General features: G+C 66.3%; 13 protein-coding genes and 1 pseudogene (1 of these 14 running past the window's edge). 5 read left to right on the plus strand and 9 right to left on the minus strand.

Annotated elements, in window-relative coordinates:
* Positions 1-42 precede the first annotated feature (42 nt).
* Together ACZ5PO_RS02135 and ACZ5PO_RS02140 are read right to left on the minus strand one after the other, a co-directional pair.
* Entirely contained in the window at positions 43-888 is an 846-nt protein-coding gene (locus tag ACZ5PO_RS02135; protein WP_464189792.1) for an alpha/beta fold hydrolase, read from the minus strand.
* The gene (locus ACZ5PO_RS02140) at positions 885-1,259 is read right to left on the minus strand and encodes a hypothetical protein (RefSeq protein WP_464189794.1); all 375 of its coding nucleotides are present in this window, start codon (positions 1,257-1,259) and stop codon (positions 885-887) included. Before ACZ5PO_RS02140 ends, ACZ5PO_RS02135 begins: the two co-directional genes overlap by 4 nt.
* 211 nt (positions 1,260-1,470) lie before the next feature.
* On the opposite strand from ACZ5PO_RS02140, the gene ACZ5PO_RS02145 reads away from it, so the two are divergent.
* Together ACZ5PO_RS02145 and ACZ5PO_RS02150 are read left to right on the plus strand one after the other, a co-directional pair.
* Positions 1,471-2,346, plus strand: coding sequence for a dioxygenase family protein (locus ACZ5PO_RS02145; protein WP_464189796.1), 876 nt, complete (start codon positions 1,471-1,473; stop codon positions 2,344-2,346).
* A gap of 239 nt (positions 2,347-2,585) precedes the next feature.
* The gene (locus tag ACZ5PO_RS02150) at positions 2,586-3,473 is read left to right on the plus strand and encodes a LysR family transcriptional regulator (protein ID WP_464189798.1); all 888 of its coding nucleotides are present in this window, start codon (positions 2,586-2,588) and stop codon (positions 3,471-3,473) included.
* Between the two features lie 18 nt (positions 3,474-3,491).
* Here the strand turns inward: ACZ5PO_RS02150 and ACZ5PO_RS02155 are convergent, their stop codons facing one another.
* From ACZ5PO_RS02155 to ACZ5PO_RS02165, 3 genes are all read right to left on the minus strand, one after another.
* A complete protein-coding gene (locus ACZ5PO_RS02155) occupies positions 3,492-4,640 on the minus strand; it encodes a muconate cycloisomerase family protein (protein ID WP_464189800.1) in 1,149 nt (382 codons plus the stop codon).
* Between the two features lie 160 nt (positions 4,641-4,800).
* A complete protein-coding gene (locus ACZ5PO_RS02160; protein ID WP_464189802.1) occupies positions 4,801-5,751 on the minus strand; it encodes a LysR family transcriptional regulator in 951 nt (316 codons plus the stop codon).
* Positions 5,752-5,769: 18 nt separating this feature from the next.
* The gene (locus tag ACZ5PO_RS02165; RefSeq protein WP_464189804.1) at positions 5,770-6,303 is read right to left on the minus strand and encodes a flavin reductase family protein; all 534 of its coding nucleotides are present in this window, start codon (positions 6,301-6,303) and stop codon (positions 5,770-5,772) included.
* Positions 6,304-6,525: 222 nt separating this feature from the next.
* Between ACZ5PO_RS02165 and ACZ5PO_RS02170 the strand changes: the two genes are divergently transcribed.
* Positions 6,526-8,082 (plus strand): 4-hydroxyphenylacetate 3-hydroxylase N-terminal domain-containing protein, encoded by a 1,557-nt coding sequence (locus ACZ5PO_RS02170; protein WP_464189806.1) that lies wholly within the window; start codon positions 6,526-6,528, stop codon positions 8,080-8,082.
* A 217-nt stretch (positions 8,083-8,299) separates the two neighbouring features.
* On the opposite strand, the gene ACZ5PO_RS02175 is transcribed toward ACZ5PO_RS02170, so the two are convergent.
* Positions 8,300-9,073, minus strand: coding sequence for an AraC family transcriptional regulator (locus tag ACZ5PO_RS02175; RefSeq protein WP_464189808.1), 774 nt, complete (start codon positions 9,071-9,073; stop codon positions 8,300-8,302).
* A 96-nt stretch (positions 9,074-9,169) separates the two neighbouring features.
* Here ACZ5PO_RS02175 and ACZ5PO_RS02180 point away from each other — a divergent pair, with 96 nt between their 5' ends.
* The gene (locus ACZ5PO_RS02180) at positions 9,170-10,084 is read left to right on the plus strand and encodes a DMT family transporter (protein WP_464189810.1); all 915 of its coding nucleotides are present in this window, start codon (positions 9,170-9,172) and stop codon (positions 10,082-10,084) included.
* Positions 10,085-10,548: 464 nt separating this feature from the next.
* Here the strand turns inward: ACZ5PO_RS02180 and ACZ5PO_RS02185 are convergent, their stop codons facing one another.
* Positions 10,549-11,718, minus strand: coding sequence for an FAD-dependent monooxygenase (locus ACZ5PO_RS02185; RefSeq protein ID WP_464189813.1), 1,170 nt, complete (start codon positions 11,716-11,718; stop codon positions 10,549-10,551).
* Here ACZ5PO_RS02185 and ACZ5PO_RS02190 point away from each other — a divergent pair.
* Entirely contained in the window at positions 11,717-12,430 is a 714-nt protein-coding gene (locus ACZ5PO_RS02190; protein ID WP_464196616.1) for a TetR/AcrR family transcriptional regulator, read from the plus strand. The two genes, ACZ5PO_RS02185 and ACZ5PO_RS02190, sit on opposite strands and share 2 nt — an antisense overlap.
* 190 nt (positions 12,431-12,620) lie before the next feature.
* Here the strand turns inward: ACZ5PO_RS02190 and ACZ5PO_RS02195 are convergent, their stop codons facing one another.
* Together ACZ5PO_RS02195 and ACZ5PO_RS02200 are read right to left on the minus strand one after the other, a co-directional pair.
* Positions 12,621-12,743: a hypothetical protein gene (locus ACZ5PO_RS02195; RefSeq protein WP_464189815.1), complete on the minus strand. Its 123-nt coding sequence runs from the start codon at positions 12,741-12,743 to the stop codon at positions 12,621-12,623.
* A gap of 283 nt (positions 12,744-13,026) precedes the next feature.
* Positions 13,027-13,092 (minus strand): annotated as a pseudogene (locus tag ACZ5PO_RS02200) (type 2 periplasmic-binding domain-containing protein); its annotated part runs 258 nt beyond the window's last position; the annotation flags it as partial.

A 13,092-nucleotide genomic window follows, 5' to 3' on the forward strand; every position in this document is an offset into this window, starting at 1 on the left:
TCTGCGGTTGGCGCAATCATTGGATCGCGCAGCGCTCCGGGTTCAGACGCGCGCGGCCATGCGGTCCAGCGCGTCGGCGAAGTAGGGCCGGAACGCCTCGGGATGCTCCGACATGGGGAAATGGCCGAGCTCGGGCATCACCGTGATCGTCGCCCCGGGGATCGCCTCGGCCGTGCGGCGGGCGTCCTCCGGCGTGCAGGTGAGGTCATAGGCGCCGACCAGCAGGTGCACGGGGGTGCGCCCGGCGTCGATCAGGTGCAGCCGGTCGATCAGGCTCCGATCCAGCGTGTAGAATGACAGATCGCCCCGGAACACGCCGGGTCCCGACTGCATGAACATCCACAGCGTGTGCCAACGGTCAGCCGGCGGCGCATGGGGCGAGATGTTGGCCGAGACCAGCGCCGCCCCCAGTTCGCCGCCGTGGGCGTCGGGCCGGTCGAACCAATCGATGTCGTACCAGGCGGGCTGGAAATCCGATGCCTCGATGGCGATGAAGCCCGAGAAGCGGCCGGCGTGGAGCGCCGCGAGCTGCAGCGCGACGCGCCCGCCCATCGAACAGCCCGCCAGGATCGGCCGGTCGAGCCCGAGGGCCGTCGTCACGGCCAGCACGGTCTCGACGTAGAGATCGGTGGTCAGCCGGTATTCCTCGGTCTGGAAACCATCCGGCGGCAGGGATTTGCCGTGCCAGGGCAGGTCGAAGGCGAAGAAGCGGTGCCGGCGCGTCAGCTCGGCGTCGTTCAGGATATGCCGCCACTGCCGCGTGTCCGCCCCCGCGGTGTGCAGGCAGAGCACGGCCGACCCTTCTCCCGCCATCTCGACGTAGATGCGCTGCGCGCGTCCGGCCACGGTCACGGTGAGATAGCGGCCGGTGATCGGCTCGAAGGTCATGCCGGCTCCATCTCGCGCCCGAGCGCCATGAATTCCTTGAAGAAGCGCAGGTTCTTGACCAGCACCAGGCTATCGCCGTCGATCCGGGCGCGACCGATCTTCACCAGCCCGAAGATGTCGTGAAAGCCCGGGTCCGGCAGCGGCGCCCAGAAGGCGGCCAGCGCCTTCGCGTCGGTGCGCAGGCCGAAGCGCCAGGGCGTCTTGCGGCTCGGCCCCTCCATGATGGCCTCCAGCCGGCCGTCGCGGAAGGTCAGATAGAACTCCTGCCCGTCCACCTCGACGAGCACGGTTTCGGAAAACAGCCGCCCCAGACGCAGCAGGTGCGGCGTCGCGTTCAACCGATCCTGCATCCGGCGTAGAGTGGCGAGCATGTCGGTCCTCCCGCCAGGGCGTACGCACCCGGCGACGTCCATCAAGGACGCACGGATGCCGGCCGACAATGACGTGGCGGGTATTCGCCGATACCGGGCGGGGCAGGTATCGGGCCATACCCGGCGGAGCATTGGCGCCGCCGAGACCGACGTGAATACTCGCCCAGACAGCGGGAACCCGCAAAGACCAGGTTTCGGGGAGGAGGACACCATGCGCAACGTCACGACCAGCAACGTCACCGACGTGGTCATCGGCTCGCTCGGCCGCCACGGCCCGATCTCCGACCGCCAGCGTGAGATCATGACCTCGCTTCTGAAGCACCTGCACGGCTTTTGCCGCGACGTGAAGCTTCAGCACCACGAATTCATCCAGGCCTGCCAGTTCCTGGCACGCGCCGGCCAGACCTGCGACGACAAACGGCAGGAGTTCATCCTCCTGGGCGACATCCTCGGCGTCGAGGTTCTGGTCGACATGCTGTCGAACCCGATCGATGGCGGCGAAAGCGAGTCGACCGTGCTCGGCCCCTTCTACCGGGAGAACCCGCCGGTGCTGCCCAAGGGCGCCTCGACCGTGCAGAAGCACTTCGAGGGCGAAGAGACCGTGCTGGTCGAGGGCTACATCCGCGATACGGCGGGGCGGCCGCTCGCGGGCGTGACCATCGACATCTGGGAAGATGCCCCGAACGGGCTCTACGAGAACCACGACCCGAGCCAGCCGGACTACAACCTGCGCGGCCGCTTCGAGACCGACGACGCCGGCCACTTCGCACTGCGCGCCTTGCGACCGGTGCCTTACCCGATCCCCGACAACGAGACGGCGGGCGAACTGATCCGCTACATGGGCCATCATCCCAACCGTCCCGGCCATCTGCATTTCATCATCGCCAAGGACGGCTATCGGACGCTGGTGAGCCAGGTCTTCGACGCCGAGAGCCCCTGGCTCGACGAGGACTCGGTGTTCGCGGTGAAGAACAGCCTTGTGGCCACGTTCGGCCCCGGCCGTCCCGGCGACGACACCAACCTGCACATCCGTTTCGACTTCACCCTGAAGCCGCTGGCGGCATCCCCGGCACTCGCTGCGGAGTGAAAGCCGTCTGCACCTGAGGCCGCGCCCTCAGGAGGTTTGAAGTCGATGGATGGCCGGGTCAAGCCCGGCCGATGAGAGCGTGAAGGCGGAGAGCCTTTATCCTCATCGTCTTGGCCGGGCTTGACCCGGCCATCCATCCGCTCAAGAAGACAACGCCTCCGTGCAAAGCTCCTAACTCTTGCGGACATCTTGCCCGCCCCCTGCGAGCGACAGCCTGCACGGGGCGAAGGAGCGCGGGTGTGAACCTCAAGCAGCTTGAATATTTCATAGCGCTGGCGGAAGAACTGCATTTCGGGCGTGCGGCCGAGCGGCTGGGCATGGCGCAGCCGCCCCTGTCGCGGCAGATCAAGCAGATCGAGGAGGATCTGGGTGCGCTGCTCTTCAATCGCGGCCGCAACGGGATCACCCTGACGCAAGCCGGCGAGCGGTTCTATCAGCGCGGCTCGGCGCTGCTCACCGAGTTCGACGACATCAAGCTCGAGGTCCGGCGCATCGGCCAGGGGGCCGAGGGGCGTCTGCGGGTCGGCTTCGTCGGCTCGGCGACCTACGGGATGCTGCCCAACATCCTGAAGTCCTTCCGTGCGGCCTATCCGGACGTGAACCTGTCGCTGGTCCCGATGAACAACGCGCAATTGCAGCGGACCCTGATCCGGCGCGAGATCGACATCGCCATCGCCCGCCCTTCGCTCGATGACACCGAGATCGTCACCCGCAAGCTGGCGGACGAGCCGCTGGCTCTGGCGGTCCCCGATACACTGATCCTGCCGCCCGGCCCCGTCGACCTGCCACGGCTTAAGGACGAAACCTTCATCCTCTATCCGGAGTATCCGCGGCCCTCATTCGCCGACGTGGTGATCCGCGCCTGCGAGAGCTTGGGGATGGACGTGGGCCGCCCCGTCTTCACCATGGACTTCCAGACGGCCATCGCGCTGGTCGCCGTCGGCGAAGGCGTGGCGCTGGTCCCGGCATCGGTCGGGACGGTGCAGCGGAACGGCGTGCGCTATCACGAGATCGCTCACCTCGCGACGGGGACGGGGATTTCCGTCAACTACCGGATCGACGAACAGGGCATCCACGTCCGCAACTTCGTGGCGCTCGCCCAGAAGGTCGCCCGGAAGCTGGTGTGAGCGCCGCGAGCGGCGCTACTACGTAGCCGCCACGCGCGCTGCCGATGGCCGCCGGTCGCGCCGGTAGAAGGCCAGCTTGTCGGGGTCGGGCCGAACGCCGATGCCCGGCCCCGTCGGCACCATGACCGAGAAATCGCCGTAGACGAGCGGCTCGGCCAGGATCTCGTCGACCAGGAGAAGCGGCCCGAACAGCTCGGTTCCCCAGGTGATCTGCGGGATCGTGGCGAAGAGCTGGACGGCAGCGGCCGTCCCGACGCCGCTCTCCAGCATGGTGCCGCCGTAAAGGTCGATGCCCGCCGCCCGGGCGATGGACGCGACCTCCGCCGCCGGCGCGAGGCCGCCGGACTGGCAGACCTTCACCGCGAAGACGTCGGCCGAGCGCTCCGCCGCGACGCGCATCGCATCGATCGGCCCCTGCAGCACCTCGTCCGCCATGATCGCGATCTCGTAGCCGTCGGTCAGCGCCTTGAGGCCCGCCAGCCGCTCGCGCGCGACGGGCTGCTCGACGAGAACGCAGCCGATCTCCTGCAGGCCGCGCACGCCGTAGCGCGCGTCGGTCAGGCTCCAGGCCTGGTTGACGTCGACCCGGATCGTGCCCCGCTCGCCCACCGCCTGGGCGATCGCCGCCACATGGGCCAGATCGTCCTTCACCGCACGCTTGCCGATCTTCAGCTTGAAGTCGCGGTGACGGCGCTCGTCGAGCATCTGCTCCGCCTCGTCGATGTCGGTCCGGCTGTTGCCCGAGGCGAGCGTCCAGGCGACCGGCAGGCGATCGTGCACGCGGCCGCCGAAGAGCTGGGCCACCGGCACGCCGAGCCGCCGGGCGAGCCCGTCCCACAGCGCCGTCTCGACCGCCGCCCGCGCGGCGTGGTTGCCCTTGACGGCCCGCGCCATCAGCGCCGAGGCCGCAGTGATCCGATCCGCGTCGGCGCCCGCCAGGATCGGCGCGATGTAGACGTCGATGGCCAGCTTGATGCTTTCGACGCTTTCCAGGCCGTAAGACAATCCGCCGATCGAGGCGCCCTCGCCCCAGCCTTCGGAGCCGTCGGAGAAACGCATGTGCACGAGCACGACGGACTGCGTCATCATCGTCGCCATCGACAGCACATGCCCGCGCACCGTCGGGACGTCGATGATGAGAGTATCGATCCGGTCGATGGTCACCACAGCCTTGGCCTGTCTCTTGAAATTTTGATTGCCGGTCCACTTTCCGGACGCACGCCGGACCTGTCCAATACCCGGCGGGTCTGACGCGATACCTGCGTTCCAGATTCAAAAGGTTATGAGCATTTCGTCATTGGACGATCAGGTCCAATGACGAAATGCTCTACCGGTTGTCGGCGCTTCGCCCGTTGTTCAAGCTACGGGCGAAGCTGCGCGCGAAATCCAGGAACTTGAACACGTGCGGGCTCTGGTTGTCGCTGCGGGCGCAGATCGACAGGCGGGTCCGGGCCTCCGGCTCGGCCAGATGGCAGAAGCGCACGCCGGGCCGGAGCGCCCCCTCGCAGGACGCCGGCACGATGGATATCCCCTCCCCCACCGCGACGAGACTGACGGCCGTCTGGTAGTCGGGCGCCCAGACGATGGTCGGCGGCGCGAAGCCCGCTTTCTCGCACAGGCCGAGGATCAGATCGGCGAAGCTGGGACGCGGCTTGCGCGGGAACAGCACGAACGGCATGCCGCCGAGCGCCGACAGCCGGATGGAGGCGCCGAGGCCGTCGGCCATCGTCTCATGCACGGCGGCGACCAGCGGCTCTTCGACCAACAACTGCTGGCGCAGCGTGCAGTCGTCGAGGGCGGGGCGGACCACCGCCACGTCGATCGCCCGGGTGATCAGCTGATCATGGGATTCCGCATTGTTCATCGCGCTGAGACGCAGCTCCACCTCCGGATAGGCGGAGCGGAACTGCTTGACCAACACGGGAAACGGCCCATGCGTCGCCGAGCCCACGAAGGACACGCGCAGGACCCCCGACCCGCCCTTGCCGACGGTCCGCACGTCGCGGATGGCGCGGTCGATTTCCTCGACGAGATAGCTCGCCCGTGTCCTCAGGAGCTCGCCCGCCTGGGTCAGGGCAATCTGGCTGCGGCTGCGGTCGAAGAGCTGCACGTCGAGATCGCGCTCGAGCTGCGCGATCATGCGTGAGAGCGGCGGCTGCGCGATGCCGAGACGGTCCGCAGCGCGGCCGAAGTGCAGTTCGCGCGCCACGGCGAGGAAGTAGCGCATCCGCCTGAGGTCGAGGGGGTGCGCCGCGCCCGTGCTCTCGTCGAGGGCCATCCCATCCCCCCACTGGTTTCAGTCTGCCGGCTCGGCCGGCAGGCTCGCGAAGCGCCCGGCGTGGAACAGCAGCGGCCGGGCACCGGAGTCGCAACGCATGGAGCGGACGTGGCCGATGAAGACCACATGGTCGCCGGCCGGGACCTCGTGGTGCACGTCGGCCGCGAAGATGGTTGCTGCATCGCGGATCACCGGCAGGCCGTCCAGATCGTCGAACGGCATGGGGCCCTGGATCAACGGGCGGCCGGCGAAATGCCAGGCAATGGTCTCCATCCCCTCGCTGAGCACGCTCACCGCGAAAGCCCGGGCGGCGCGCAGCCGGGGCAGCATCCGCGCCGTGGCGGCGATGGATACGGCGATCAGCGGCGGCTCGAGTGAGATCGACATGAAGGCGTTGGCGGTCATCGCATGGTCCTCGCCGCCGGCGCGGGTCGAGATCACCGTGACGCCGGTGCCGAAGCCGCCGCAAGCGTTGCGGAACGCGCGCGTGTCGAAGGCCGGTGCGCTCGGCACATCGGGGCGCAACCGGTCGCCTTCTCTCGCATGCCTCATCCCGGCTCCTCCCCTGCGCAACGCATGCCCCGCGCAATGCTGGCGCCCGCTTCGCGGGTCGTCCGAAACGAGGCTGGCGCGGAAGCGGGCGCCGGGCAATGCCGCCCCAGGTAAGGCACGATACCTTCCGCGATGCCTGCCGCGGCGCGACAGTTTCCGCCGTCGGCTCGCGCAGAAAAGCATGCGGTCCGGGCCTGATCTCGAAAGTCCAGGGAGGAGACGATGGATCAATTCAGCCCCAGCGAAGGCTGCGCCGCCTATACCGGCAACGCGTTTCTCGAGAGCATCCGCGACGGCCGCGAGGTGTATATTTACGGCGAGCGCGTGAAGGACGTGACGCGGCACCCGGCGTTCCGCAACTCGGCGCGGATGGTGGCTCGCTGGTATGACCGCTTCCACGCCCATGCCGACACCCTCGGCGTGCCCTGCGACAACGGCTCGCGAAAGATCACCCACCCCTTCTTCCTGGGCTCGCGCACGGCCGAGGACCTGGTCCGGTCAAAGGCCGCGATCATGGACCTGCAGCAGCCCGCCTTCGGCTGGATGGGCCGGTCGCCCGACTACAAGGCGAGCTTTCTCGGCACGCTCGGCGCCAACTCCGCCTTCTACGGCGAGTATGCGCAGAATGCGCGCGACTGGTACAGCCGCACGCAAGAGCGGCTCGACTTCTGGAACCACGCCATCGTCAACCCGCCGATCGACCGCGACCGACCCATCGAGGAGGTGGCCGACGTCTTCATGCATGTGGAGCGAGAGAGTGACGCGGGCGTCGTCGTCTCCGGCGCCAAGGTCGTGGCCACCGGATCGGCGCTGACGCACTACAACTTCATCGCCCACTACGGAATTCCGATCAAGGACAAGAAGTTTGCGCTGATCTTCACCGTGCCGATGGATTCACCCGGCGTGAAGCTGATCGCCCGGCAGTCGTACGAGGCGCAGGCTGCTGTGATGGGCACGCCCTTCGACTACCCGCTGTCGAGCCGGCTCGACGAAAACGATTCCATCCTCGTCTTCGACAAGGTGCTGGTGCCGTGGGAGAACGTCTTCATCTACGGCGACACGGCCAAGGTGAACGCCTTCTTCCCGGCCTCGGGTTTCGTGCCGCGCTTCACGCTTCACGGCGTCTGCCGCTTTGCCGTAAAGCTCGACTTCATCGCCGGCCTCTTCTCGATGGCGGTCGACGCGACCGGCGCGGGTAGCTTCCGCGGCGTGCAGGCCGCGGTGGGCGAGGTGCTCGCCTGGCGCAACCTCTTCCACGGACTCGCGGACGCGATGGTCAAGTCGCCGATCCCCTGGCAGGGCACCGACGGGTTCAACCTGCCCAACATGAACTACGGCCTCGCCTATCGGGTGATGGCGCCGATGGCCTACCCGCGGATCAAGGAGTTGATCGAGCGCCACGTCGCATCGGGCCTGATCTACCTGCCGTCGACCGCAGCGGACTTCGACAGTCCGGCGATCCGGCCCTATCTCGACCGCTTCGTGCGCGGGTCGAACGGCTATGCGGCCATCGACCGGGTGAAGCTGCTGAAGCTGCTCTGGGACGCGATCGGCTCCGAGTTCGGCGGGCGCCACGAGCTCTACGAACGCAACTACGCCGGCAACTACGAAAACCTGCGGATCGAGACGCTGCTCGCCGCGCAGGCGACCGGCGAGCTCGAGCTCATGCAGGACATGGTCCGGCGCTGCATGGCCGAATACGATCTGTCCGGCTGGACCGTGAAGGACCTCGTCAATTCGCACGACGTCAATGCCTTGCGGGGACTCGCAGCGTTATGAGGCGACCGGGCCAGACCGCGAGTGAAACGGTGGCGCGCCCCCATCTGCAAGGATGCAGATGGGGGCGAACGCGCCGATTGAGGCCGACAGAGCTCACATCTAGAGCGGCAGCTCATATCAAGCCGCTTCGGGTACTCTGTCATCGAGGGGCGGCAGCCGATCGGAGAGAAGCGGAGCATGCCTCCCGGATCGGATGACCTCGTCTGATCGACGCAGTCTAGCGATAGAAGACGCTGGGCGGCATCCCGAAATGCTTGCGGAACATGGCGGTGAAGGCGCTCTGGCTGGCATAGCCGCTGTCGAGCGCCACATCGATGATCCGCTCGCCGCGCGCCAGCCGCTCCAGCGCAAACAGCAGCCGCGCCTGCTGCCGCCACTGGCCGAAGGTCATGCCCGTTTCCTTCGCAAACAGCCGATGCAGCGTCTTCGCCGTGATGCCGAGCCGGCCCGCCCACTGCTCGGCCGTCGTGACGTCATCGGGCCGCGACGTCAGCCCCTGGCAGATGGCCCTGAGGCGGGCATCGCCCGGCGCCGGCAGGTGCAGTGGTAGCGTGTCGAGCTCGCGCAATTCGTCGAGCAGCAGCAGCAGAAGACGTTCGTCCCGCGTGCCCGGCGTGTAGTCGCTGGGCACGGCGACCGCCGCGACGATCAGCTCGCGCAGCAGCGGCGAGACGGCGATGACGCAGCTCGTTCGCGGCAGATGCGCCGCCGCACCGGGATCGACGAACACCGTGCGGATCTTCACCTCGCCGCACATGTGCACCTCGTGCTCGAGGCCCACGACCAGCCACACCGCCCGGTTGGGCGGCACGACCCAGGAGCCCGCCGCCGAGCGCACGATCATCACACCGGCGATCGCATGCAGAAGCTGACCGCGCGGATGGGCATGCAGCCCCGTGCTGCTGCCACTCGGATAGTCGACCTCCATCGCCGCCAGAGGCCGGGCGGTCGCGTGATAGTCGAGATACCGGGTGAGCAGATCGTCGAGCATGTCCCAATCTCGCCAGATAACGTCGTTCTAGCGCGATACTAACCAAGCCGCGACCCGCTATCGGATGGGCTCTCCGCAATTCTTCGCGAGGCCCCCATGCTCAGGCGCAACGCCGCATCGCTCTATCCTGTCCTCGCCATCGTGCTGTGGGCCGGCAACGTCATCGTCTCCCGGCTGTCGGCGCACACCATCGGGCCGCAGGCGATCACCTTCTACCGGCTGCTGCTGGCGGCCCTCCTGATGAGCCTGTTCGTGGCCCGCCCGGCCTGGCGCAACCGGGCCGCCATCTGGCCGCATCTGGGCGAGTTCGCCATCCTCGGCTTCCTGGCCATGTGCCTGTTCCAGAGCCTGTCCTACCTGGCGGCCGAGACCACGACGGCGACGAACATGGCGGTGTTCACGGCGCTGACGCCGCTGCTGACCGTCGGCCTCAGCGTGCGGCTGCTCGGCGAGCCGGCGACCGTCGGCATGGTCGGCGGTGGCGTGCTGTCGCTGGTTGGTCTCATCTATCTCGTCAGCGGCGGCAGCCCCGCGTCGCTGCTGCACGACGGCATACATGCGGGCGATCCGCTGATGCTGCTGGCGGCCCTGGCCTACGCGCTGTACGGCGTGCTGCTGAAACGCTGGAACCTTCCCGTCACCGGCTGGCAGTCGACCTACATGCAGGCGCTGTGCGCGCTGGCGATCATGCTGCCCGCCTTCCTCGCGACGCCGGCGCCGTTGCGCGCCCTCAACCAGGACACCCTGCCCCTCATCGCTTATGCCGGCGGGCTCGCGTCGGTGGTGCTGCCGTTCTTCTGGATCCGCGGCGTCCAGCATCTGGGCCCCAGCCGCTGCGCCGTGTTCATGAACCTGCTGCCGGTGCTGACCGCGGCGGCGGCGATCGTCATGCTCGGCGAGCCGATCCGGCCCTATCACGTCATCGGTGGTTGCCTGGTGTTGGCCGGCGTCGCCTTGGCGCAGATGGCCGGACGGCCCCTGCGTCGCCGCTCCCCGCGCCCGGCCGAATGAGGCCCGGTCAAACGAAAAACCCGCCAAGTCATTGACTTGGCGGGCTGATTTGGTTGCGGGAGCTTGCAACACCCGATTTCTGCGATTGGTTGAGGGGCCGATCCCGAGGTTAGCAGCTTAGCTTTTCTACGTAGAACGAAGACCAGTTCGATTCCTGTCTGGCGCGCCAAATACCGCCGATTACCCTCCGCTGTACACTATAGCCGTTGAACGTACACCCTTATAGCTGGTAGAGGCCGGCCCACGCGCAAAAGAGCGTAGAAATGGCGGCGTTCGGCGGCGGAAAAGTTCGAATCGCTTTCGGTCGAGTGATTGCCAAAAGAATACGTTGCGGCCTGGTATGGCGGGAATGCGCCCTCATTCGCGACGTTCAACGACGCTTGAGCGGTTCCCAAAAAACGTCGCTCGATATGCCATGGGGCGCGTTGCTTGCTGAACGGAACTTCAAGGGGCGGTGCTGAGGCTCACAGATCTATTATCCCCTCGAGGAGCTTACGGTTGCGCTCCGCAAGGTCGAGCTCATCCGCCGGAAACAGCAACGACATGCCATCGGTGGCTGCTTTTTCCTGCACCTCTTCCACAAAGGGGCGAAGCCTGTCCTCGTATTCCTGGAACGCGGCGGCATGATCGTCCGGATGGCGCCGAAGAGCGTCGGCCACGCGCGCCGCGCCGATCAGGGCCATGGAGCCCCCCATGCCGGCGACGGGAGAAACGCAGTATCCCGCGTCACCAACCAGAGTGACACGCCCCTTCGACCAGCTCTTCATCCTGATCTGGCTCGCTTGGTCGAAGTAGAAGTCGCCGTCCGTATCGACGTGGGCGAGCATGGCCGGCACCTTCCACCCGAGCCCGTCGAAGTGATCGCGGATGAGGCGGCGCTGCTGTGCCCTGTCGCGATAGTCGTAGTCGATCTGGCGATCGGAGCGAAACGCCAGGGCGATGTCGGTGCGATCGTCGTAGCCATTCAGCATCGCCGTCAGGCCCGGCACACTGAAGACCTGCGTCCTGTTTGCCGGAACCAAGCCGGGCTCCGGCACGACTCGCAGGTAGAAGTACCCGCCCATGAAGTAGGACGAAGAGTCGGCGTCTCCGAACACGAGCTTTCTGGTATTGGAGCGATTGCCATCGCATCCGAACACCAGCGTGTAGTCGCCCTTCGAGCCGTCGCTGAAGGTGACCGTGACGCCTGCCGGCCCTTCCTCCAATTGGCTCAGGGATCGCCCGAACAGGATTTCGACGGAGCCCTCGACCGCCCCGAACAGGATGTCGAGTAGATCGTCCCGGTGGATCTCGTATCGCCGCGCCGACAGATCGTCAGGCCTGGAGGCTGCCTCCAGCCCGCCCAAGGTGGCATCCGCCTCGTCCTTGAACTCGAAGTCGCGTGGAGGAAGAGCCTTAGCGCGTACGGCTTCGATCATCCCCATGCGGGTTAGGATCCCTATCGTCTCACCCTCGATATCGACGGGAGTGCCGCCTCGCCGCAATCCGCTGGCAAGTTCGATGACCGTCACGCGATAGCCGAGTTTCGTCATCCAATAGGCAGTTGCCAAACCGGCGAAGCTCGCGCCGCTGACCAGTACCGACGGTTGGTCAACATGGGCCGGGGCAAAGACGGAGGTTGACGGATTGGCCATGGAACCCTCAATTTCGAACCCGCATGATGTGGACTCGATCTATAAATATACTCAGTACAGAAAGCAAGGCATGCCTAAGTCAGCTGCAGAGCGGCGAACGCGAAAGCGACTGGTGACGCGCCAAACCATCTCCGATGTGGCGACCCGTCTGTTCTTTGAGCGAGGCTTCGACCACGTGACGATCGACGAGATCGCCGATGCTGCCGATGTAGGGCGAATGACGGTGTTCAACCACTTCCCCCGCAAGGAGGACATGTTCTTCGATCGGGAGCAGGAGATGAGGGACGTCGCGTTTGCGGCCATCCAAGCCCGTGACGCGGGCACCTCGCCCATTCAGGCGTTGGGTGCTTTGGCACATCGCTTGATTGAACAGCCTCATCCTTCCTACCCACTCTTTGGCGGCACATACCTCTTTGTGGAAACGGCCCTTGCGAGCGAAACCCTCAAGGCGCGTGCACGCCAGATGCGCGACGATTTCGTCCGCGCTCTGGCAGATGTCCTGGCCGATGCCGTCAACCGCCCACGCGGCGATCCTGATGCGCATCTCGCCGCCGGCATGATCGCGTCTGTTTGGAGCGTAGCATTCACTCAGGCGCATGAACTCTTTGGCCGCACGCGCGACACGAACGATACGAATCGTATTTTCTTGGACCTGACTGATCGGGGGATGGTTGGGGTCGGGGCGGCGCTCGCCGGTACGGCCTATGCCTGACCCGGCAATTGATCCTCTCGGCTCCAGGCCAATCAATCACCACCGGCCGGGCGCCTGCTTCGCGCCCCCAACCAGCACGTATAGACTAATTCCTCCTATTATTTCAGCGAGTTCTGCCGGCCTTCCGATCCTCATCTTAGAGGGCTATAGCGTAAACGTAGTTATCATCTGCGCCCGGTGCGGCGCGCCATTATGCCCGCCAGACCTCGGCCTCGTCCGTGCTGCGGCTCGTGTCGCGCAGCGGCGCGGCCCTGGCGAACTCACCCAAGGCCGCATAGCCGCCCACGTCCGAGGGATTGAAGTCTGTCGTCATCCGTTCGCGCCTTGCGGTCGAGATCCGCTCGCCAGAACGACAATAATACCAAGGCCCAGCGCGAATAGATTCCAATGTTTCACGTGCACCCAGAAATAATGACTATGCGCTTTTCATCGCGAGGTCGCGACGAGTTGAAGCACTTTCTGGGCATCGACGCGTCGTTGGATGGCGAAATGCCCCGGGCTGATCGAGCCCGACTCTGGCCGCGCCCCAGGCGACCCCGCCGTCCGCGACCCGCCCGGGGCAGGCGCCGTATCAGCGTTCGTCGCATTCACGGGTTCTACAGTGTGGGCAGCACGGCGCGAATATGGTCGCGCAAGGCTCTTACGACCAAGGACGGCCGGGG

The sequence above is a fragment of the Chelatococcus sp. KU-N122 genome, assembly GCF_055391085.1.